This window comes from Pantoea sp. X-Soil-TKNS-1280 (genome assembly GCF_059730475.1).
In genome coordinates this window covers 3,045,941-3,068,179 of the sequence record NZ_AP035962.1, presented here as the reverse complement: position 1 = coordinate 3,068,179, position 22,239 = coordinate 3,045,941, and the positions used below count along the sequence as shown (strand labels likewise).

Below are 22,239 nucleotides of genomic sequence, written 5' to 3'. Positions count from 1 at the left end.
GGCATAAAAAAAGCCGGAAGCATCTGCTCCCGGCTTTTTTATTTTTCCTGAATTCCCAGCCGTTGTAACACGCCTCGGATCCCTTCCCGTAGCAGAAGCGCCACCAGTTGTTCCTGTTCGGCTGCTGTCATTTGCTGGACAGAATTTATTAATAACGCAGGTAACGTATTTTGCTGTGCACCGTAATGAGCTGCCGGTTCGTTCGCATGGCGGGTGGATTGGATAAAGCTTTTCACGCGTTCATCGATATGGATCAATCGCGCCTTACCGCCCTGTACACCGGGCTTGGGCGTGGTTGTCCAGTTTTCGCGTTTAATCCATTTGTTAACAGTCTGCCGACTGTAGCCCGTTTCCAGCGCGAGTTCTTCGGGTGTTAGCCATTCCTTTTTCACGACGCTTTCCCTGTTAAATACATTAGCTCTACATATTACAACAAAACGTTACAGGAAAAAGTAATCACGAAGGAAAATGCCTCCTGCCATCCGGCAAAAGGCATAAATCGATTAAGAGGCTTCGGTTGCCGCCGCTTGTGCAGGACGGAAGGCGATGAAGTAGGTCAGGCCGACAAAAATCGCACCGCCAACCCCGTTGCCGAGGAACACCGCAACGAAATTCGGCAGGTATTCAGCCCAGCTAAGCTGTCCGGCAAAAATCGCGGCAGGCACGATAAACATGTTTGCTACCACGTGCTGGAAGCCAATCGCGACGAATGCCATCACCGGGAACCACATGCCGAAAATTTTTCCCACCACATCTTTACTGGCGAAGGCCAGCCAGACGGCGAGGCACACCAGCCAGTTACAGCCGATGCCAGAGATAAAGGCATGCAGGAAGTCGGCATTCACTTTGGCGGTAGCAATCGCGACGGTTTTCTTCAGGTAATCACCTTCGGTCATGCCGAGCATATGACCAAAGAACCAGGCCACGGCCATACTGCCGAGAAAGTTAGCAATGGTGACCCAGAACCAGTTACGCAGCACGCTAAAACCGCTGATGCGACGCGCGAACCAGGCAATCGGCATGGTCATCATATTGCCGGTCAGCAGTTCACCACCGGCCAGCACCGTCAGAATCAGTCCCACCGGGAACACTGCCGCGCCGAGCAGTCCACCGAAGGAACCCCAGTCGGCCGGGAGTTGGTTAATTACATGAAGATCGAGCAGAAAACCGGTGGCAATAAATGCACCGGCCATAAAGCCGAGAATCAATAAGGTTGAAACGGATAACTGGCTTTTTACCACGCCAGACTGAATCGCCAGCTGGGCGATCTCTTTGGGTGTATGCAGCGACATAAACTCACTTTTCTTCTATTGGCAAAGGGAAGGTGCAAACCGGCAAAAGGTTAAACCCTGGTCGGTGACCGGTTAATTAGCGCGCTAAGTTTACACTCCCTTTTAACGAAAACAAGATTTCTCCTAACATGATTAACGCATGGTTAACCTCGTGGGTTGTGAACGGGAGAAGGGGGATATCTGGCAAAAGCCCGGCGATGATGAAAAAAAAGCCAGTGCGGCGCGGGTTTGCCGCCTTTTTCAGCGATTGAACACAGAACCGAAATTTGACGTTGACACCCAGGAATGGGTTTCATATTATGCCGTCCGTCGAGGTGACTCGGCGGTTTTTTCGGTTCGGGGCTATAGCTCAGCTGGGAGAGCGCTTGCATGGCATGCAAGAGGTCAGCGGTTCGATCCCGCTTAGCTCCACCAAACTTCTTCCCAGAGGTTTGGCACTGAAAAAACGATTCCAGATGTGGGGGTATAGCTCAGCTGGGAGAGCGCTTGCATGGCATGCAAGAGGTCAGCGGTTCGATCCCGCTTATCTCCACCATTCATCCTGATTCATTGCAATCAATTCGTTATAAAACTATCCAATCTTCCAAACATCGAAATGACGTTATCTGGTTTTGTCATTCCTGCGAGCCTTATAGCTGCGTAACGGTTTCCCATTGCTGTTTTTTTAATCTGGACACCTTCCGGACAGGATTTTATGATAAGAAATCTTTAATGGAATGGAGTTTCAGGAATGGATACCACGGAACAGCTGGATGGGACGTATTTTTATAAAGGATTAACCAATCTCTCTGCCGGAGAATTATTCTTTTTCGTCTTTCTGGAAGAGGCTCAAAAGCAACTTGGTGCAGGGGATGTGCTGGCACTGGCTCTCATCATCCTGGGACAGCCAACGCAAAGTACCAGAGGTAAGCCAGCAGGCGCGACGCCAGGAACATCCATTCTCAGTGAAAACCTTCGACGCTGGTTAAAGTATCGTGTTAACCGCTGGCCTACCTTAACCAACGAAAGTATCCGCAATTTACGCTTTAGTTATGTCACTAATTTGGGCGCTTTCGCTGGCCGCTGGATACCCATTCTCAGTATTGCCTTTGTGATGAATGACGTTGCATGGATAGGGTTTAACTCTCTTAACACCTACAACCGAATTGCCAGAGAGGAGGATCGTATATGGTAACGGATATCGAAAACGCGGTTACCGAATGGTATGAAACGAGCTACAACGTTAAGCCTCTCTTCGCAAAATCGGCACCCGTATTAACGCCAGAAACGAGTCTGAACACAGGTAAATATCCCTGGGCGAGAGAGACAGGTGACGAAATCATGAAAGACTACTTTCAGCACTTCAATGTTGACAGTAGTGACTTCAACTTCCTTTCATACTGGCCCTATGAAAAAGGCATACTGCCTAACTTTATTCGTCCAAAATCGCAAAAAATTTCTCAAGCTGACCCTAAGCCGCTGACAATCCAGATGTTGATTGATTCCGCCAAAGCCGGGCGTTGGCTGTTTGATTAATCAAAATCCTGCATAACCGTAGCGGCGCGATTTATCGCGCAAAGTCGAAAATCCCGCCGCTACCCATGCACAACGCTAGCCCTGTGCGACTGGCTTCAGTACGCGGAACCCATGCGTCCCATCACGATCCAGCTGCGCCACCAGGCCGTATTCCCAGTCGAGATACGCCTGCATCACCGCGGGTGCGATATCGGTGCCTTCATACGGGCGGCGATAACGGTCTATCGCTGGTGACAGCAATTGTTGTGCTCCCTGCTCAGTCGGCAGACCCGCGGCGCGCCAGGCGGCGTTCCCGCCCGCCAGGACATAGACCGGCTTCCCGGTCAGTTCAGCGACCTGTTCAACGGCATAACCCGCCAGCAGGCTGCTACCACAGGTCAGCACATAACGTCGCGCCTCGGGAAGCAACGCTTTTCCCTGTTGTTGCAGAGTTGAGCGCAGCAGCCAGGCGGCACCGGGGATATGGCTGTTGAGATGGTTGGCGCGCGTAGTGAAATCCAGCACCTGAGTTTGCCCCTCATCCAGCCAACTGGCGAGCTGCTCTGGTGAGACAAACTCGGGATGGGCGACGGGTGGTACCTGTGCCAGCCATGGCCCGCTAACGCTGAAGTCACTGGGTTGTAATCCATCCAGCACCGCGACCTGCCAGCCAAGTTGAACCAGCCAGGATGCCGCCATATTGGCGCGTACGTTGTCATCATCGATCAGCACAATCCGCGCACCACGAACGCTGGCGTAATGATCGGTCTCCTGCACCAGCTGTCCGCCGGGGACATGGCGGCTGCCCGGCAGATGGCCTGCTGCATACTCCTGCGCATCACGCACATCGAACAGATAGGTGGTGCGGTTTTCCTGCTGAAGACCCGCCAGGGCAGAGAGGTGAGTACGCTCCACGCCTGCCTGGTCAGCCAACTGACGCGCTTGAGCTGCGGCCTGTCGCTGGGCGGTTTCGCTGGTGGTTTCGTAGCGGCGCGTCTGTCCTGTCTCGAGCGGATGGCCGGCCAACGTCCAGCCGATAGTGCCGTTGCGCAGCGCATAAACCGGGTTACGGATACCGGCATTCACCAGCGATTGCGTGCCGATAATGCTGCGGGTACGGCCCGCGCAGTTCACGATTACCGTGGTATCCGGTGAAGGGGCCAGGTCACGTACCCGCAGCACCAGTTCACCGCCCGGTACGCTGGTCGCACCAGGAATACTCATGGTCTGGTATTCATCAAAACGGCGCGCATCCAGTACCACCACATGGTTGCCGCTTGCCAGCAACGCATGTACCTCATCAGCCGCCAGCGACGGTGTCTGGTTATGATGTTCCACCAGTTCACCAAAGGCTTTGCTGGGGGAATTAACGTCAATAAACAGCTCACCACCCGCATCCTGCCAGCCCTGCAAATCGCCAGCCAGCAGCGCGACGTTGCGATAACCCAGTGCGGATATACGTTCCGCCGCTGTTTGTGCCAGACCTTCGCCATTATCGTACAAGGTGATGGCCGTCTCACGCCGGGGGATACGATCCAGCCACTCCAGCTCCAGTTTGGACAAGGGAATGTTCACCGCAAACAACGGATGACCAGTGGCATACAACGCTTCATCGCGTACATCCACCAGCGCCACTTCCTGCTGCTGGCGCAGCGCTGCAATAATGTCGGCCACCTGGCGCAACGGGAAAATCGGTTTAGTCATGTGAAAGATCCCAGATGTTGGGTAAATAACGGTTGCTGTAACCGGAGATAAACACCTTTTCGCTGCCATCCTCGCGATACACCGCGCGCTTCACTGCGCCAATATTTGCGCCATAAACGTGGATGCTGATGGAGATGCGGTCATCAAAGGCATTGCTGACGCGATGGATATCACCCACGGTGGGTGACACCGCCTCAACGCTGCCGGGTTCAAGCCGCACTGGCGGGCCTTCCGGTTGCAATCCCTGCGGTCCCGCTTGCCATGACTGGGAAATTTCGGCACCGCGCAGCATGCCAATCAAACCCCAGACGCGATGGTCGTGAATCGGGGTTTGCTGACCCGGCCCCCAGACAAAGCTCACGACCGAGAAGCGTTGCTGTGCATCGGCGTAGAGTAAATATTGTTGATAATGCTGCGCATGGGGTTGGGTGAAGGCTTCATCCAGCCAGTCATCATGACGAATTAACTCGCTCAGCCAGTTGCTGCCGCGTTGTAAAATGGTTTGTTCATCGGGCTGGCTATCGAGCAATTGCGCCAGATTACCGACAAAGGTTCGCAAACGCTGATGCTGAAGCTCACTCACGATTTATCCCCCTGGGCACTTTTCGCCACCTGGTTAGCTCCCGCCGCGAGGCTGAAATCAAAGGCTTTGCTGACATCGACCTGTTTTGGCAGCACCTGGTAGCGGTGGAAGAAATCCGCTGATTTTTGCAGGGTGCCGATCAGGCTGGCGTCAAACACCAAAGGACGGATGCGCGCATCCGCAATCCAGCTGGCAGTGATGTTCGTCGGCATGTTGAGGGTTTTACCCAGCACACGGGCGAACTCTTCGGGATGCTGCTGCGCCCAGATCTGGGCTTTAGCTAAACGCACCAGCAAATCGGCAATGGCTTTGCGCTTTTCCGGATTGCTCAGCGCTTCATCGCGCGCCAGCGCGTAAGAGTAGCCAGACATAATCCCCTTGCCGCCCCCCTGCGGTACACGCACCGTGCCATCCACGGCAGTGGAGGTGGCAATGTACGGTTCCCACGGAGCCCAGGCGGCAACCGCGCCGGAAGTTAACGCGGCACGGCCATCAACCGGGCCGAGAAAACGCAGCGTGACATCGTCAGGTTTCAGGCCGGCGCGTTCCAGCAGGCCAAGGATCAGATAGTGGCCCCATCCGCCGCGGTTCACCGCAATTTGTTTGCCTTTCAGATCCTGCAAACTGTGCACGCCGGCATTGGGACGGGTGAGCAGGGCAATGCTATCGGGATTGTTTTGCCACGCGCCCACGGCTTTAACCGGCGCACCGGCGGCATAGACAAACAGGAACGGCAGATCGCCGGTGAAACCGACATCCAGCGCGCCTGCGTTCAGGGCCTCCTGCACTGGCGCACCGGAATCGAACGCCGTCAGTTTGAGATCGTATGGCAGGTTGTTGAGTTCACCAGAGGCTTTCAGCGCGGCAAAGCGGTCACCTTTGACATCTCCCAGCCGCAGGGTGACTTTTTCCGCCGCAAACAGCGGGTTGAGCGATAACGCCAGAGTCAGACCAACAAATAAAGCAGCCAGGCGCATCAGGCGCTCCTTTTTTCTTTGCTATCGAGAGCAGCCACTTTTTCCCGCGTCAGCGGCAGCAGCTCGCGGCCATATTCCACCACGTCATTGAGCGGATCGAAGCCGCGAATCAACACGCTGTGAATGCCGAGGCGATAGTAATCGAGTAGCGCATCCGACACCTGTTCAGGCGTTCCCACCAACGCTGTTGAGTTGTAGCCCCCCTTCACCAGTTTGGCGACGCCAGTCCACAGCACTTTATCCAGCCGATCGCCTTCGTTAGCGGCAGCCAGCAGGCGTTGTGCACCGACACTCTGCGGTTTTGGCAGACCGAAGGTATAACCGGTTTCTGCCAGCTGTTTTTCGGCGGTGGCGCGGATATATTCAGCACGTTCCCAGGCTTCCTTTTCGGTTTTGCCGAGAATCGGACGGAAGGAGATATTGAAATCGATGTTCCTTCCCTGTTGCGCCGCAGCAGCGCGCACGTTGTGTACCGTTTCTTCCGCACCTTTAAGCGGCTCGCCCCACAACGCATACACATCGGCATGACGCGCGGCGACGTCAATGGCTTCCGCTGAAGAACCGCCGAAATAAATCGGCAGCTTTTTCTGCAGGGGTTTGATGGCGGAAAAGGCCTGTTCGGCCTGATAGTACGTCCCCTGGTAGTCGTAGGGCTGCGTCGATTCCAGACTCTGCTTCAGCACCGTGAGAAACTCATTGGTTCGTGCATAGCGTTCGGTTTTATTGCGGAAATCGCCGTCGCGACGTTGTTCGCTATCGCTGCCACCACTGATGATATGCACCGCCAGACGGCCATCGGTAAGATGATCGAGCGAAGCCAGTTTCCGTGCGGCCAGGGTGGGTGCGACAAAGCCCGGGCGGTGCGCCAGCAGGAATTTCAGTTTGCTGGTATGGGCCGCAGCGTGGGCGGTCACCAGGAACCCATCGGGTTGATCGGACCAGTAACCGACCAGAATACGGTCAAAGCCAGCGTCTTCATGGGCGCGGGCAAAGCGGGCAATATAATCTTTATCAAATAACGAGCCGCTGGCCGGGATGATCTCGGAGGCGAGACGGTGGCCAATCATGCCAAGAAATTGAATGCTCATGCTGTTCTCCTGATGTGACGTTAAGGAGAAAAACTACGGGCGCAGGCGGTGGCAACGGAAATTCAATATTGTGCAAAGGTTTTGCGTTGGGCGGGGAAGCAGGCCAGGGCGCGGCGAGAGGCGTGAAAAAATGAGATATAACGGATAGGAATAATTAAGAAGGGAAGGGCGAGCCGCAGCTCGCCCCGTGCATCAGAATGCCAGCACCAGACCGGCAATTGCGGCAGAAAGCACGCTCACCAGGGTAGAGCCGTACAGCAGCTTCAGACCAAAGCGGGAAACCACATTGCCTTGTTCTTCGTTCAGGCCTTTAATCGCACCCGCCACAATCCCGATAGAAGAGAAGTTGGCGAAAGAAACGAGGAACACCGACAGAATACCTTCCGCATGCGGAGAGAGCTGGCCGGCAATTTTCTGCAGATCCATCATCGCAACGAATTCGTTAGAAACCAGTTTGGTCGCCATGATGCTGCCAACCTGCAACGCTTCGTTAGACGGCACACCCATCACCCAGGCAAACGGGTAGAAGACATAACCCAGCACGCCCTGGAAGCTGATGCCGAAAATCACATCAAACAACGCATTCAGGCCGGAAATCAGGGCGATAAAGCCGATCAGCATTGCCGCGACGATGATGGCAACGCGGAAACCGGCCAGGATGTATTCACCCAGCATTTCAAAGAAGCTCTGACCTTTATGCAGATCCTGCAATTGCAGATCTTCTTCACTATCAACGCGGTACGGGTTGATCAGCGACAGCACGATAAAGGTACTGAACATGTTCAGCACCAGCGCGGCGACCACATATTTCGGTTGCAGCATGGTCATGTAAGCACCCACGATTGACATCGACACCGTTGACATCGCGGTGGCGGCCATGGTGTACATGCGGCGCTGTGACATTTTGCCGAGGATATCCTTATAAGCGATAAAGTTTTCTGACTGTCCCAGAATCAGAGAGCTGACGGCGTTAAAGGATTCCAGCTTGCCCATGCCATTGATTTTTGACAGCACGGTACCGATGCCACGAATAACCCATGGCAGGATGCGGAAGTGTTGCAAAATACCGATCAGGGCGGAGATAAAGACGATCGGGCACAGAACATTAAGGAAGAAGAAGGCGAGGCCTTTTTCATTCATGTTGCCGAACACGAAGTTGGTGCCTTCTGCCGCGTACTTCAGCAGATGATCAAACAGACCGGCAAACCCTTTTACGAAGCCGAGGCCGGCTTCAGAGTTGAGGAAGAACCAGGCAAGCAGAACTTCAATCACCAGAAGCTGAACGATATAGCGAATACGGATGCTTTTACGATCGTGACTGACCAGCAAGGCCAGCACGGCTACCACCACCAATGCTAAAAGAAAGTGCAAAATATGGGACATGTCGGCTCCAAATTTGAGGAGGGTTGTATTTTGCTGCGTATTCTATGTAACGCGTTACTTAAAAACGAGATCTAAACCACATTATAAGTATTCGGTATCGACATATTTCTCGGATAAGTCTCAGCCATCACAAGTTCTTCACACCTCCTTTACAAGAAAAATAACCACAAAGGGATTGTCTATAAAATAAGCCGAGGGTAGATTGAATCCTGTTGTGTAAATTTTGGCAAAACCTGGCTTTACCGCAAGGTATAGCAAAGGCTATACTTTATAGCACTATCTATTAAAGCGATAACTATAACCATATTTCACTTGCCTTGAATGCCCCGTAACCTGTGCGGGTAAACAAGCGTTAAGACAGGGTCAAAAACTATGTCAGAAAGCCGCACCGCAGAGCGCGCCGCTCGCGGAGCCAGAAAGGTTAAACTTGCGTTGCTGGGACCGGCCTTCATCGCGGCCATCGGTTATATCGATCCTGGTAACTTTGCCACCAATATCCAGGCGGGGGCTGCCTACGGCTACAAATTGCTGTGGGTGGTGGTCTGGGCAAACATTATGGCTGCGCTGATCCAACTCATGTCGGCGAAGCTGGGTATCGCTACCGGCAAAAATCTCGCGGAACACATCCGTGACCGCTTTCCGCGTCCGGCAGTGTGGTTCTACTGGGTTCAGGCCGAAATCATCGCCATGGCCACCGATTTAGCGGAATTTATTGGGGCTGCACTCGGCTTTAAGTTGTTACTGGGTATCTCGCTATTGCAGGGGGCGGTGCTGACAGGCATTGCCACTTACCTGATTCTGATGCTGCAAAATCGCGGGCAAAAGCCACTGGAACTGGTGATTGGCGGTCTGCTGATGTTTGTCGCGGCGGCTTATATTGTTGAGTTGTTCTTCTCACAGCCGAAGGTCAGTGAACTTCTCACCGGCATGGCGCTGCCATCGTTGCCGACTTCTGATGCCGTGTTCCTCGCGGCCGGTGTGCTGGGGGCGACCATCATGCCGCATGTGATTTATCTGCATTCGGCGTTGACCCAATATGGTAATCAGGGCACCAAAGGACAGCGTTACTCCTCCACCAAACTGGATGTGGCTATCGCCATGACCATTGCCGGATTTGTTAACCTGGCGATGATGGCAACCGCAGCAGCAGCCTTTCACTTTAGTGGCCATAGCGGGATTGCCGATCTTGATCAGGCCTATCTGACGTTGCAACCGTTGTTAAGCCACGCGGCGGCGACGGTATTTGGTTTGAGCCTGGTGGCAGCCGGTCTTTCTTCCACCGTGGTCGGCACGCTGGCCGGGCAGGTGGTGATGCAGGGGTTTATCCGTTTTCATATCCCGCTGTGGCTGCGTCGCACCATTACTATGCTGCCTTCCTTTATTGTTATCTGGGCTGGCTGGGATCCGACACGAATTCTGATACTCAGCCAGGTGTTGCTGAGTTTTGGTATCGCACTGGCGCTGGTGCCGCTGCTGTTTTTCACCGGCAATCGTGAGCTGATGGGTGAGGAGATGGTCAACTCGCGTGTGATGCAAACCATTGGCTGGGTGATTGTGGTGCTGGTGGTGGCGCTGAATATCTATCTGCTGGTCGGGCAGGCGCTGGGGTTATAAAAAAAGGTGCGCATCAAGCGCACCCCGACAGATCATCGATGGTCGTGATGACCAGGTCCACGACCGGGATGGTCGTAACGATGTTCATAACGCCAGCGTTCATGGCGGCGACGCTCACGTTCACGCTCCCACGCCTGATGACGACGCCATTCTTCATGACGCCACCAGCGGTGGTCATGGTAGCGATAACGATCGTTCCACCAGCGCGGTTCGCGCCAGCGGCCACCGTCCCAGTAATAACCACGATTATCGCGATCGCCTAATTGCAGGGTGATGCCGGGTGCCAGGTTAATGGTGGCACCACTGGCATGGGCTGAGTGTAGGGCCAGGGGTGACAGCGTTGCCAGCAAAGCGGCAAACAAAATTCCACGTTTCATAATTCTCCTTTCCGGCAACTTATCGGTTGCTGCCGTTGCGCTAGTTTGCCATATCGAACCAGTAAAGCTTTAAGAACCGGTCTGAAAGCGCTGAGGAATTTCTGAAATAAGAGTTTTCTGCTGAGGACGTCGCCCGGCGCTGGCCGGGCGGGAAAGCGGTTACATCAAAATTGCGGCGATAGCCTGAAGTTCTTCCTGGCTCAGCTCTGGCTGGCTCAGCATGTCAACGGCATCATCAATTTGCGCAGTTTTGCTGGCACCAATTAATACCGAAGTGACACGCGCATCGCGCAGCACCCAACTCAATGCCATCTGAGCCAGCTTCTGCCCACGTTGCTGGGCGATGGCGTGCAAGGCGCGAACTTTCACCATTTTTTCCTGCGTCAGCTGATCTTCACGCAGGAACTTGCTGCCACTGGCCACACGCGAATCTTCGGGGATGCCTTGCAGATAACGATCAGTCAGCACGCCGCCAGCCAGCGGCGAGAACGCGATACAGCCCACACCATTCTCACCCAGCACATCCAGCAAGCCCTGTTCCGGCGCGCGTTCAAACATCGAATAACGTGGCTGATGAATCAGGCAGGGAGTGCCCAGGTCACGCAAGATGGCGATCGCTTCGGCGGCTTTCTCTGCCGGATAATTTGAGATCGCGGCATACAGCGCTTTGCCCTGGCGTACCACCTGATCCAGCGCGCGCATGGTTTCTTCCAGCGGCGTTTCGGGATCCGGGCGGTGATGATAAAAGATATCGACGTACTCCAGCCCCATTCGTTTCAGGCTTTGATCGAGACTGGAAATCAGATACTTGCGTGACCCCCAGTCACCGTAAGGGCCGTCCCACATGGTGTAACCGGCTTTGGTGGAGATCACCAGTTCATCGCGGTAGCCACGAAAATCTTCCCGCAGAATGCGGCCAAAATTCTCTTCCGCTGAACCCGGCGGTGGCCCGTAGTTATTCGCAAGGTCGAAATGCGTGATGCCACGGTCGAAGGCATGACGCAGCAGCGTGCGGCTGTTATCAACCCGGGTGCTATCACCAAAGTTGTGCCACAGGCCGAGTGAAATGGCGGGCAATTTCAGGCCACTACGTCCACTGCGTCGATATTGCATCTGTTGATAGCGTTCGGGATGGGGAAAAGCACTCATGCAGCGTTCCTGTCGCAAAGGGAAAGTGTCATTAGCATAGCAGTGTATACGTTTACACAAATGGTGAACGCGCGGGGGATCGCAACTTACGGATTTTTCCCTTTAGTAACGTTACCTTGACAGATCATTCTGAGTAATTGTGGTTAAAATCCAACCAATTCAGCCTCATCGGTAATACTCCTTATATAACCTACAAAGGAGTAGCTGCGCATGAAAACGTTTAAAGTTGGCGAATACTTGTTGTTGCGTTTACAGCAGGCGGGCATCCGGCATCTGTTTGGGGTGCCGGGCGATTACAATTTACAGTTCCTGGATAGCGTGATTGATCATCCGGAGATGACCTGGGTGGGCTGTGCTAATGAGCTGAATGCGGCTTATGCTGCGGATGGCTATGGCCGCTGCAGCGGTGCGGCCGCACTGCTCACCACTTTTGGCGTTGGCGAGTTGAGTGCGATTAACGGGATTGCCGGAAGTTACGCGGAATATGTCCCGGTGATCCATATCGTTGGCGCGCCAGCCAGCGCGGCGCAGCAGCAGGGAGATTGCGTCCATCATTCACTCGGTGATGGCGATTTCCGCCACTTTAGCCGTATGGCGAAAGAAGTCAGTGCCGCGACTGCGGTGCTGACGGCGGAAAATGCGGTTCAGGAAATTGATCGCGTGATCAGCGAGGCACTCCATCAGCACCGGCCCGGTTATTTATTGATGGCGGTGGATGTGGAGCAGGCGGAGGTGGAACTGCCGCCGCTGTCATCCTCTGTCACCCCCATTACTTCAGCGGCAGAGGCGTTTGCGCAGGCTGCGGAACGATTACTGGCTCCAGCACAGCGCGTGGCGCTGCTGGCCGATTTCCTTGCATCACGCTGGCAATTGCAGGCACAGCTGGCCGCATTGCGCCAGATACGCGCTATTCCAGCCGCCACCTTATTAATGGGCAAAGGGGTGCTGGATGAACAGCAGCCCGGTTTTGTTGGGACCTATGCCGCTGAAGGCAGTACGCCACAGGTGCAATCGGCGATTGAGGAGACGGATGTCACCATCTGTGTCGGGGTGCGCTTCACTGATACCTTGACCGCCGGTTTTACTCAGCATCTGCCAGCCGCCAGACTTATCGATCTGCAACCTTTCCATGCAGTGGTGGCGGGGGAAACTTTTGCCCCACTGACCATGGCACAGGCGCTCAGCACACTGGAGCCACTGTTCCGTCAGTACGGAGCGCAATGGGCACTGGGGCAGATCCCGATCAGCACCTGCGAGCCGGTTGAGGACGCGCTAATCACGCAGAATGCTTTCTGGCAGGCGATGCAGCAGTTTCTGCAACCTGGTGATATTATCCTGGCCGATCAAGGCACTGCCGCCTTTGGTGCTGCGGCGCTGCGGTTACCACAGGATGCGCAGTTGCTGGTACAGCCACTGTGGGGATCGATTGGCTATACTTTACCGGCAGCCTTTGGTGCGCAAACCGCACAACCGGATCGCCGCGTGATTTTGATTATCGGCGATGGCTCGGCGCAGTTAACCATTCAGGAACTGGGTTCGATGCAGCGCGATGGTCAGCAACCGATTATTTTTCTTCTGAATAATGAGGGCTATACCGTCGAACGGGCGATACACGGTGCGCATCAGCGTTACAACGATATCGCCCAGTGGAACTGGACCGCGCTGCCGCAGGCACTCAGCCTGGAGGGTGCCGCGCAGAGCTGGCGCGTGAGCGAAACGGTGCAGCTGGAAGGCGTGATGGCGTTACTGGCGCGCAACGAGCATTTGTCGCTGGTGGAAGTGGTGCTGGATAAAGACGATCTCCCGCCGTTGCTACGTAAGGTGACAGCCTCGCTCCATCAGCGCAACGGTGGCTGAGTTTCGGACAGTTGCCTCTGTGCAGTTAGCCAGGTGCGTGCCAGTATGTGGCCGCACCTGAGTGAATACGCCCATCTGACGCACTGATGGGCGTTGTTGTTTTATTGGCAGGCTTTTATAGTGTCCTGCAATTATTTATGACCCAAGCGGAGCAGCAGAAGAATGACAAAATACGCCCTGGTCGGCGATGTGGGGGGTACCAATGCCCGTCTCGCCCTGTGTGAGGTGGAGACCGGTGCCATCTCCCAGGCCACAACATTCTCAACATCAGACTATGACAACCTTGAAGCGGTCATCCGTCACTATCTGGATGAGCAGAAACAGGATATCAAAGATGGTTGCATCGCCATCGCCTGCCCGATTACTGGCGACTGGGTCGAAATGACCAACCATGACTGGGCTTTCTCCACGAAGCAGATGAAAGAGAGCCTCGGTTTTGCTCACCTGGAAATCATCAATGATTTCACCGCGATATCGATGGCGGTGCCGATGCTGGCAGAAAACGATGTGATTCAGTTCGGTGGCAAAGCGCCGGTGCAGGACAAACCGATCGCCATCTATGGGGCAGGCACCGGGCTTGGCGTCAGCCATCTGGTGCACGTCGATAAGCGCTGGGTGAGTCTGCCGGGTGAGGGCGGTCACGTTGATTTCGCGCCTAACAGCGAAGAAGAAGCCGAGATTCTGGAAGTGCTGCGGGCGGAGCTGGGCCATGTCTCAGCGGAGCGCGTGCTGTCTGGTTCCGGGTTGGTCAATCTGTACCGCGCCATCGTTAAATCGGATCAGCGTGAACCCGAAAATCTGAAGCCGAAGGATGTTACCGAACGCGCACTGAAAGACAGCTGCATTGATTGCCGCCGCGCCCTGTCACTGTTCTGCGTCATTATGGGACGTTTCGGCGGCAACCTGGCGCTCAACCTGGGCACTTTTGGCGGTGTTTATATCGCTGGTGGCATTGTGCCGCGTTTCCTCGACTTCTTTAAAGCCTCGGGTTTCCGTGCGGCGTTTGAAGATAAAGGCCGTTTCCGCGATTACCTGGTGGATATTCCGGTCTATATGATCACCCACGATCAGCCGGGTCTGCTCGGTGCCGGTGCTCATCTGCGCCAGACACTGGGGCGCGTGCTGTAATTCCGCGCAGGCGAACGGTGTCAACATGCCGTTCGCCTTACAAACGCATCAATTGCCGGAAGGCCTTCACTTTGCTGCGGCTCACCGGGACCTGCGCGTCCAAATCACGTAATTTCACCAGATAGGTATTGTTGAACCAGGGTTCAATTTCGCGAATTTTACTCAGGTTGACGCAGTACGAACGGTGGCAACGAAAGAAGGCCGATTCGGGCAGACGGCTGCAAAACTCACTGATGGTCATCGACATCACGTAGGCTTCGCGCCGGGTATACACGAACGTCAGCTTCTCGTGCGCTTCGACATAATAAATATCGTTGATGTCAGTCACGATGATGCGCTCATCTTTAACCAGATTCACGGTCTGCGGAACCGTGGATTGCGGATTGCTGGCGGGTGATTGCTGCTGTTGCCAGCTGGCTTCCAGTTTGTTGAGCATGGTGATAATGCGCGACTCATGATACGGCTTCAGGATGTAGTCAAAGGCTTCCAGCTCAAAGGCTTCCACTGCATGCTCTTTCCACGCGGTGATAAACACGATCAACGGCTTGTGCGCGAACTGATTAATATTTTGTGCCAGCAACATGCCATCCAGGGACGGGATATTGATGTCGAGGAAAATCACATCGACACGGTGGTTTTGCAGATATTTCAGCACTTCCAGCCCGTCATCAAAACAGGCTTCAATACTGATCTGGCTATGATGCTGAATCATCCAGCTCAGTTCCTGCTGTGCCAGGAATTCATCTTCGACAATGATGGCTTTCACGCTGAGGTTTCCTGGCTGACGAGCGGTGTGGGCAACCGGTGGCCATTTTTGCTAAGAGTAAAGGAAATTTCGGTGCCAGGCTGATGACGCACAATGGTTAATCCCTGGCCGGAAAGCAGTTTCACCCGATGATGTACATTAAGCAGACCGATTTTATTCCCTGGCATTTCATCCCGCGCCACGCGTGCCATCACGTCATCGCTAATACCGGCACCGGTATCGCGCACCGAAACCCGCACCTGGTCGCCCAGGTCTTTCACGCTGAGCGTGACCACCCCTTTACCCCGGCAGGGCTGGATGCCATGCACAATGGCATTCTCCACCAGTGGCTGGATTAGCAGGCTGGGCAGGGTGAAATGCAGGTCTTCATCAACATCGTAAATCATCGACAGTTTGTCACCGAAGCGCGCTTGCTCAATCGCAATATAATCTTTCACCTGCCACAGCTCTTTCTTGATATCGATAGGCTCGTCATCATTCAGTTCCAGGTTGTAGCGCAGATAGCGTGACAAATTGATCACCAGCTGGCGGGCGGTATCGGGATTGAGGCGAATCGAGGCGGAGATCGCGTTCAGCGCGTTAAACAGGAAATGCGGGTTGATCTTGCTTTGTAACGCACGTAGTTCGGCTTTGTTTGCCATCTCACGCAACTGCTCGGCGCGCGACACTTCCAGCTGGGTGGAGATGATCTGCGACAGCCCAACTGCCATCTCTTTTAGCGAACCGGTGATGCGATGCGCACGGCGATAATAGATTTTTAGCGTCCCGGTAACTTCCCCTTTTTCCCAAAGGGGAATAACCAGCATCGAGTGGATATCTTTGGTGCGGTGTGCCTCGTCATTATTTTTAATGATAATTTTTCGGCTGGTGATCGCCTGAGCGGTGGTGGGGCTGAGGCCGTCATCACCATCGTGATAGTTCTCTTCACCGTAGCCGACATAGGCAAGAATCTGTTTGGTATTGGTGATTGCCACCGCATCTGCATGAATTTCGCTGCGAATGATGTCGCAAATCTGGTGCAATGAATCGCTGTTGACCTGGCGAAACAGTGGCAGCGTTTTGTTCGCAATCTCCAGCGCCAGCTTGGCCTGGCGCGCCGCAATCGCTTCTTTTTCCCCTTCAACGCTCTGCACCAGCAACACAATTAACCCAATACTGGATGCGCCAAGGATCATCGGCAGTGCAATCTCAGAGACAATATCGAGGCCGAGCGTCATCGGTCTGGCCCACAGCACAATCAGCAGCATGGTCAGGGTTTCACACAACATGCCGCCGAGAATACCGGCGCGCCAGCGCTGCTCCTTGCTGACCCGGCGATTAATCACGCCTGAAGCGATACCGGCAATGATGCTGGTGATTAGACAGGGAATTGAGGTAATGCCATGAATATCAATCAGAAAACGGTGTAACCCGGCAATGACGCCTGTGGCGATGCCGACCCAGGGGCCAAATAAAATGCCGCCCGACATCACCGCAATCACACGTACGTTAAGCAGTGAACCATCGACATCAATACCTGACCAGGTGCTGAAGAGGGCGAATAGCGAAAAAATCGCCGTTACTACCACTTTTTCCTGGCGTGAATGCTCATCCTTCTGCAACAACTGGCGAAACACCCGGGTGCGGGTGAGGAAAAACAGGCAAATCAGCATCAGTGCGGCGCGATCAAACACCGCCAGCAGCATGTCAAAGTGAGAGGGCACAGGCATCTCGTCGCTAACGAAAAAGGAGTAGGTCTATGATAAAAAATGTGATCGAGATCTGCCAGCGCCCTGGCAGGCTGCGGGCACTTCTTATGGCCAGGATCAATTTTTACTCACCAAAATCCAAAAAGGGGAAAAGTTGAGTGGTAAAAAGAGGATTATCTTTTCCCGGTGGTTGCGACTTCCTGTCACTGGTCCGGTTTGTTATGTTGGCCTAAGCCTTTTTCGGAGTGCAGCCATGCAATTAGTTACTGCTCGTTTGACCCTCAGCCGGTTACAACCGGAAGACTGGCAGATTTTTAAAGCGGTCCACGAAGATGCCGCCACTATGACCTGGGTAAGTGAGATCCCCGATGAAGAGGATATCCGCCAGCGCTTTACCGAACGCCTTGCACCCTGGCTGGTCACCAGTTTCCATATGCTGTGTCTGGTGGCCCGTCTGCGTGACAGCGGGGAGGCTATCGGCCTGTTTGGCTGTAGCCCCGAATGGGAGCCAAATCGGCAGGCTGAAGTGGGTTACATGATGCTGCATCGCTTCACCGGGCAGGGCTATGGCAGTGAGGCATTGAGCGCGCTGTGCACCTTTTTGTTCCAGGCGGAATTTCATAAACTCAAAGCGCTGGTGGTGGAGGGGAATTGGCCGTCACGGCGCATTCTGGAGAAGAATGATTTCGCGCTGGAGGGGGTTTTGCGGGATAATTATCTGCTAAATGGCCGGTGGGTAAACGATTGGGTGCTCGGCCGCCTGAATCCGCGAAAATAAAAAAATTATCTTCGGCGCTCGACAATGCGGTGATCGCCGCGTTATGTTCTTGGTTCGGTCACAGCAGTGACCCACGTCGCTCGGACGGTCCGGGCGCTAACGTACTCCAGAGGACATCATGGCTGATAACAGCACACCCCGTCGTTTTTCCCGTATTGAACGCCTTCCCCCTTACGTTTTTAACATCACCGCTGAATTGAAGATGGCTGCGCGTCGGCGCGGCGAAGACATCATCGATTTTTCGATGGGGAACCCGGATGGCCCAACGCCGCCGCATATCGTGGAAAAATTGTGCCAGGTGGCACAGCGCGACGACACCCATGGTTACTCCACCTCGAAAGGTATTCCGCGTCTGCGCCGCGCTATTTCGCGCTGGTATGCGGACCGTTATCAGGTGGACATCGATCCGGAGTCCGAAGCCATTGTCACTATCGGTTCGAAAGAGGGGCTGGCGCATCTGATGCTGGCAACGCTCGACCACGGTGACACCGTGCTGGTACCGAATCCCAGTTATCCTATTCATATCTACGGCGCGGTGATTGCCGGTGCACAGGTCCGTTCTGTGCCGCTGGTGGCGGGCGTCGATTTCTTTAACGAGCTGGAACGCGCAATTCGCGAAAGCTACCCGAAACCGAAGATGATGATCCTCGGCTTCCCGTCGAATCCGACCGCGCAGTGCGTCGAGCTGGATTTCTTTGAGCGGGTGATTGCGCTGGCGAAACAGTACAACGTGCTGGTTATCCACGATCTGGCCTATGCCGACATTGTTTACGATGGCTGGAAAGCGCCGTCTATCATGCAGGTGCCGGGTGCACGCGATGTGGCGGTGGAGTTTTTCACCCTGTCAAAAAGCTACAACATGGCGGGCTGGCGTATCGGCTTTATGGTCGGCAACAAGGAGCTGGTCGCAGCGCTGGCGCGTATCAAGAGTTATCACGATTACGGCACCTTTACACCGTTGCAGGTGGCGGCGATTGCTGCACTGGAAGGCGATCAGCAATGCGTTCGTGATATCGCTGAACAATACAAACGTCGTCGTGATGTGCTGGTGAAAGGGCTGCATGAAGCGGGCTGGATGGTGGAGATGCCGAAAGCGTCAATGTATGTCTGGGCGAAAATTCCTGACCACTATGCGCACCTTGGCTCGCTGGAATTTGCCAAACTGTTGCTACAGGAAGCCAAAGTGTGCGTCTCACCGGGTGTCGGCTTTGGCGATTACGGCGATACTCACGTACGTTTCGCGCTGATCGAAAACAGCGACCGTATTCGTCAGGCGGTGCGGGGCATTAAAGCGATGTTTCGTGCGGATGGTATTTTGCCGGGAACGCTGAAAGCAACAGAAGAAGAGTAGAATTTTTGAGTAAAGGGCGACAGATTTGTCGCCCTTTCTGACTTCCTGGTGGCTCTATAGCATCAGCACAAAGGTGCCGACCCAGATTAACAGGAAAAAAGAGATTCCCATCAAAGCGTATTTCACACAACAACTCCTCTGAGCGGTTACGACGATGGCGATCCCAGGCCAGCGTAACGCGACAGAATAAGAGAAAGGTGAAGTTCATAACCGCCGCACGCTTTTCTCTCAGGTCGTCCAGAGCAAACTCAGAACAGGATCGAACGCTAATTTACGCGTAATCTTTCCGAAAAGAAAGTGATCGGATCTGAGATATTTATCACGCTTTTACTGCACCTCAATTTGCGGGATCGCCGACATACCTACCCGTAATTGCGCCAGATCGGATTGGTTCGGATCCAGCACGATTTTTACCGGCAGACGCTGAATCACCTTAGTATAGTTGCCTGTCGCGTTATCCGGAGAAATGGCGGAAAAGGTCGCGCCTGTGGCCGGGGCGATGCTGTCAACGTGACCGGAAAACGTTTTGCCGGGCAGGGCATCCACCCGCACGGTCACCTTCTGACCCTGGCGAACATCTGTCAACTGAGTTTCCAGAAAATTGGCGGTGATGTAAGTTTGCTGTAATGGCACCACTGCCAGCAAACGGGTACCCGCTGTGACATAGGCTCCGAGGCGGACCGAACGCTGCCCGACCATGCCATCAACCGGTGCGACAATCCGCGTGTAAGACAGGTTTAGCTGCGCCTGATCGACACTGGCCTGCGCTGCGCTGACATCGGCTTCAGCCTGACGCAAGGCCGCCTGCAACACTCCCACTTCCTTTACCGCTGCGGCGAGAGCCGCTTCGCTTTGACGCACCGTAGCGGCGGCGGAACGCTGAGTCGATGTCGCTTTTTGTTGCTCGTCGGCAGCGATGGTGCCGCTTTTATACAAGCTGTCGTAACGTGCAGCGCTCTGTCCCGCGTATTGCGCGGAGGCCTGGCTGGCTGCCAGCGTTGCTTTGGCCTGGTCGATGGTCGATTGTTGCTGATCCAGCTGTGCCTGGCTGCTCAGACGTTTGGCTTCGCTAACCTGCAGATTGGCTTTGGCGGTTTCCAGCGCGACGCGGTAATCACGATCGTCCAGCGTCGCCAGCAGTTCTCCCGCTTTCACCCGCTGGTTATCCTGCACATTGACGCTGGCAATATAGCCAGAGACTTTGGGGGCCACCAGCGTGTAATCAGCATTCACGTAAGCATCATCGGTGCGATGATCGTTACGGGTCATGGCTGACCAGACAAAAAAAGCCATCACCAGCAACAGCAGCAGTAAGGCGCTCAGCAGCACCGTTCTCTTCAAAGCAAAAGCACGCATATTATTTATCTCGACGTGTTTGTAACAGGTTGAATCAGGGTTTGTGGCGGCCAGACGCGTTTTGGCAGCCAGACGGTAAGCAGCAGCATCAGTGCGGCGAAACCGATCAGCATCAGATAGCTATCACTCAGGCTCAGCACCATCGCCTGATGCTTGAGCAGGCTGGCGAAACCACTCAGGTTTTCACTGCTGCTGGCGCTGCCATCGGGGAGGAGTGGAAAACTGCTGCTGGCCTGGGCGGTGGTGGGTGCGGTCATCAGCCAGGAACGACTGGCGGCATTACCCACCAGGATATTGGAATGAAACTGTTCGCGATGGCTGATAAACCACTCCACCAGCGTACTGGCAGCGACACTGGAGAACCCACGTACGGTGTTGAACATCGCCGAGGCAAACGGACCTTCCGGCGGTGCTACCACGCTGGTGGCGCTCATCAGCACCGGCAAAATGACCATCGGTTGACCGAAAGCCTGCAAAATTTGGATCAGCCAAAAATTCTGCCGTCCCCAGTCGGTGGTGATCTGCATGCCCAGCAGGCAGGAGATGACCAGCAGCGCCACGCCAGCCGTCAACATCCAGCGGCAGTCAATCCAGCGGATATTCAGCAAGGCAGCAATCAACGGTGCGATCAGTAACTGCGGTAAACCCACCGTCAGCGCCAGCGGTGCGAATTGCAGGGTGCGAAAACCTTCAATCTGGCCAAAGTAAGCGGAGGGCAGGGCAGAGCCGGACAGCGACAGAATCAGTACCCCCGCCAGCGCCAGCAGACCGTGCGCCAGATTGCGGCGCTGGAGCATCTGCAACTTAAAGATGGGTAGCGGATGAAACCATTCATTAATAAAGAACACAATCAGCAATGCCGCTGCGCTGAATAATAGCGCGACGATTAGCGGTGAACTGAGCCAGTCCAGCCGTTCGCCCTGGGTCAGCGCCAGTACCAGCATGGCAATGCCGCTGCAACCGGTGAGCATGCCAAACAGATCCATCTGCTGGAAACGCTCGAAGCGCAGGGGATCCTGCGGCAGGCCCCAACCGATCAGCAGCATGGCGATCAGCATGGTGGGGACAATCTGCCAGAACACAAACATCCAGCTGACGTCATCGGTCCAGAAGGCAGCAAGGGTGGCGGCGAGATTGGGACCGAAGGTGGCGGTCAGCGCATAAGCGCCGAGGCCGTAAAGTTTGATCGGCGGAGGTAAAAAACGCAGCGCTACCGTCATCAGTAACGGGGGCAGCGCGCCGCCGAATAATCCCTGAATGACGCGCAGGGTGATAAACAGCGTGGCATTAGGCAGCAGTGGTAACAGAAGGCCGGTAAGCATAAAGCCTGCTGACACCGTCAGCGCAAAACGACGTAACGAGAAGGTCACGGCAAACCAGGGGGCGATCATCATCGCGGCCACTTCGGCGGCCTGATAGGCGGAAATAATCCAGCTACCCTGATCGTAACTGATGCCAATGGCCGCACGAATATCCGCCAGCGCAATATCGGTGACACGATCGTTTAAACCGGAGGTGAGTGCGGCAATCAGTACCCCCACCAGACCGAGCGCAAGGCGCAGGGTAAAAGGATGAGGTGCCGGCGCCGCTGCAGGTTGGGCGTTCATAGCAGGAATCTCGTTATGTTGATGCAGTGTATTGCGATGTGATACAG

The 22,239-nt window shown here is 54.7% G+C and carries 21 protein-coding genes and 2 tRNA genes; 9 read left to right on the top strand and 14 right to left on the bottom strand.

Annotated features, from left to right (window positions below):
- Window positions 1-38 precede the first annotated feature (38 nt).
- Window positions 39-392: a YfeC-like transcriptional regulator gene (locus AC6I8X_RS14210; protein WP_084876212.1), complete on the bottom strand. Its 354-nt coding sequence runs from the start codon at window positions 390-392 to the stop codon at window positions 39-41.
- Window positions 393-503: 111 nt separating this feature from the next.
- Window positions 504-1,292 carry a formate/nitrite transporter family protein gene (locus AC6I8X_RS14205; RefSeq protein WP_313689976.1) on the bottom strand — a complete coding sequence of 263 codons (789 nt, stop codon included), beginning with the start codon at window positions 1,290-1,292 and terminating at the stop codon, window positions 504-506.
- A gap of 338 nt (window positions 1,293-1,630) precedes the next feature.
- Here AC6I8X_RS14205 and AC6I8X_RS14200 point away from each other — a divergent pair.
- From AC6I8X_RS14200 to AC6I8X_RS14185, 4 genes are all read left to right on the top strand, one after another.
- Window positions 1,631-1,706: transfer RNA gene (locus AC6I8X_RS14200), tRNA-Ala, on the top strand.
- Window positions 1,707-1,751: 45 nt separating this feature from the next.
- Window positions 1,752-1,827: transfer RNA gene (locus tag AC6I8X_RS14195), tRNA-Ala, on the top strand.
- A gap of 195 nt (window positions 1,828-2,022) precedes the next feature.
- On the top strand, window positions 2,023-2,466 hold the full coding sequence (locus AC6I8X_RS14190) for an STM2901 family protein (RefSeq protein WP_313689979.1): 444 nt from the start codon (window positions 2,023-2,025) through the stop codon (window positions 2,464-2,466).
- Window positions 2,460-2,807 carry a DUF1493 family protein gene (locus AC6I8X_RS14185; RefSeq protein WP_313689982.1) on the top strand — a complete coding sequence of 116 codons (348 nt, stop codon included), beginning with the start codon at window positions 2,460-2,462 and terminating at the stop codon, window positions 2,805-2,807. The genes AC6I8X_RS14190 and AC6I8X_RS14185 overlap by 7 nt, the downstream gene beginning before the upstream one ends.
- Window positions 2,808-2,882: 75 nt before the next feature.
- Here the strand turns inward: AC6I8X_RS14185 and AC6I8X_RS14180 are convergent, their stop codons facing one another.
- The 5 genes from AC6I8X_RS14180 to AC6I8X_RS14160 all read right to left on the bottom strand — a co-directional run bounded on the left by AC6I8X_RS14180 (window position 2,883) and on the right by AC6I8X_RS14160 (window position 8,521).
- The gene (locus AC6I8X_RS14180; RefSeq protein WP_497840001.1) at window positions 2,883-4,490 is read right to left on the bottom strand and encodes a rhodanese homology domain-containing protein; all 1,608 of its coding nucleotides are present in this window, start codon (window positions 4,488-4,490) and stop codon (window positions 2,883-2,885) included.
- Complete coding sequence (locus AC6I8X_RS14175) at window positions 4,483-5,073, bottom strand: cysteine dioxygenase family protein (RefSeq protein ID WP_313682221.1); 591 nt, start codon at window positions 5,071-5,073, stop codon at window positions 4,483-4,485. Before AC6I8X_RS14175 ends, AC6I8X_RS14180 begins: the two co-directional genes overlap by 8 nt.
- Entirely contained in the window at window positions 5,070-6,050 is a 981-nt protein-coding gene (locus AC6I8X_RS14170; protein WP_497840000.1) for an ABC transporter substrate-binding protein, read from the bottom strand. The genes AC6I8X_RS14175 and AC6I8X_RS14170 overlap by 4 nt, the downstream gene beginning before the upstream one ends.
- Entirely contained in the window at window positions 6,050-7,138 is a 1,089-nt protein-coding gene (locus AC6I8X_RS14165) for an LLM class flavin-dependent oxidoreductase (protein ID WP_497839999.1), read from the bottom strand. Before AC6I8X_RS14165 ends, AC6I8X_RS14170 begins: the two co-directional genes overlap by 1 nt.
- A gap of 192 nt (window positions 7,139-7,330) precedes the next feature.
- Window positions 7,331-8,521 (bottom strand): NupC/NupG family nucleoside CNT transporter, encoded by a 1,191-nt coding sequence (locus tag AC6I8X_RS14160; protein WP_013509976.1) that lies wholly within the window; start codon window positions 8,519-8,521, stop codon window positions 7,331-7,333.
- Between the two features lie 372 nt (window positions 8,522-8,893).
- Here AC6I8X_RS14160 and AC6I8X_RS14155 point away from each other — a divergent pair, with 372 nt between their 5' ends.
- Window positions 8,894-10,135: an Nramp family divalent metal transporter gene (locus AC6I8X_RS14155; RefSeq protein ID WP_497839998.1), complete on the top strand. Its 1,242-nt coding sequence runs from the start codon at window positions 8,894-8,896 to the stop codon at window positions 10,133-10,135.
- 32 nt (window positions 10,136-10,167) lie between these two features.
- Here AC6I8X_RS14155 and AC6I8X_RS14150 read toward each other — a convergent pair whose 3' ends face one another.
- Window positions 10,168-10,512, bottom strand: a complete 345-nt coding sequence (locus AC6I8X_RS14150; protein ID WP_313682230.1) for a DUF2502 domain-containing protein — start codon at window positions 10,510-10,512, stop codon at window positions 10,168-10,170.
- A 159-nt stretch (window positions 10,513-10,671) separates the two neighbouring features.
- On the bottom strand, window positions 10,672-11,661 hold the full coding sequence (gene mgrA, locus AC6I8X_RS14145; RefSeq protein ID WP_313682232.1) for an L-glyceraldehyde 3-phosphate reductase: 990 nt from the start codon (window positions 11,659-11,661) through the stop codon (window positions 10,672-10,674).
- Window positions 11,662-11,871: 210 nt separating this feature from the next.
- Between mgrA and AC6I8X_RS14140 the strand changes: the two genes are divergently transcribed.
- Window positions 11,872-13,518 (top strand): alpha-keto acid decarboxylase family protein, encoded by a 1,647-nt coding sequence (locus AC6I8X_RS14140; protein ID WP_497839997.1) that lies wholly within the window; start codon window positions 11,872-11,874, stop codon window positions 13,516-13,518.
- A 162-nt stretch (window positions 13,519-13,680) separates the two neighbouring features.
- On the top strand, window positions 13,681-14,646 hold the full coding sequence (gene glk / locus AC6I8X_RS14135; RefSeq protein ID WP_313682236.1) for a glucokinase: 966 nt from the start codon (window positions 13,681-13,683) through the stop codon (window positions 14,644-14,646).
- A 37-nt stretch (window positions 14,647-14,683) separates the two neighbouring features.
- Here glk and AC6I8X_RS14130 read toward each other — a convergent pair whose 3' ends face one another.
- Together AC6I8X_RS14130 and AC6I8X_RS14125 are read right to left on the bottom strand one after the other, a co-directional pair.
- Window positions 14,684-15,412: a LytR/AlgR family response regulator transcription factor gene (locus AC6I8X_RS14130; RefSeq protein ID WP_084876199.1), complete on the bottom strand. Its 729-nt coding sequence runs from the start codon at window positions 15,410-15,412 to the stop codon at window positions 14,684-14,686.
- Window positions 15,409-17,097: a sensor histidine kinase gene (locus AC6I8X_RS14125; RefSeq protein WP_299455268.1), complete on the bottom strand. Its 1,689-nt coding sequence runs from the start codon at window positions 17,095-17,097 to the stop codon at window positions 15,409-15,411. The genes AC6I8X_RS14130 and AC6I8X_RS14125 overlap by 4 nt, the downstream gene beginning before the upstream one ends.
- Window positions 17,098-17,353: 256 nt before the next feature.
- On the opposite strand from AC6I8X_RS14125, the gene AC6I8X_RS14120 reads away from it, so the two are divergent.
- Together AC6I8X_RS14120 and alaC are read left to right on the top strand one after the other, a co-directional pair.
- A complete protein-coding gene (locus AC6I8X_RS14120) occupies window positions 17,354-17,878 on the top strand; it encodes a GNAT family N-acetyltransferase (RefSeq protein ID WP_313682239.1) in 525 nt (174 codons plus the stop codon).
- 118 nt (window positions 17,879-17,996) lie between these two features.
- The gene (alaC, locus tag AC6I8X_RS14115) at window positions 17,997-19,229 is read left to right on the top strand and encodes an alanine transaminase (protein ID WP_084876196.1); all 1,233 of its coding nucleotides are present in this window, start codon (window positions 17,997-17,999) and stop codon (window positions 19,227-19,229) included.
- Between the two features lie 54 nt (window positions 19,230-19,283).
- Here alaC and ypdK read toward each other — a convergent pair whose 3' ends face one another.
- The 3 genes from ypdK to AC6I8X_RS14100 all read right to left on the bottom strand — a co-directional run bounded on the left by ypdK (window position 19,284) and on the right by AC6I8X_RS14100 (window position 22,192).
- Window positions 19,284-19,355 (bottom strand): membrane protein YpdK, encoded by a 72-nt coding sequence (gene ypdK / locus AC6I8X_RS14110; RefSeq protein ID WP_128178783.1) that lies wholly within the window; start codon window positions 19,353-19,355, stop codon window positions 19,284-19,286.
- 201 nt (window positions 19,356-19,556) lie between these two features.
- Window positions 19,557-20,585: an HlyD family secretion protein gene (locus tag AC6I8X_RS14105; protein ID WP_313682241.1), complete on the bottom strand. Its 1,029-nt coding sequence runs from the start codon at window positions 20,583-20,585 to the stop codon at window positions 19,557-19,559.
- Between the two features lie 5 nt (window positions 20,586-20,590).
- Window positions 20,591-22,192: an MFS transporter gene (locus tag AC6I8X_RS14100; protein WP_313682243.1), complete on the bottom strand. Its 1,602-nt coding sequence runs from the start codon at window positions 22,190-22,192 to the stop codon at window positions 20,591-20,593.
- Window positions 22,193-22,239 lie beyond the last annotated feature (47 nt).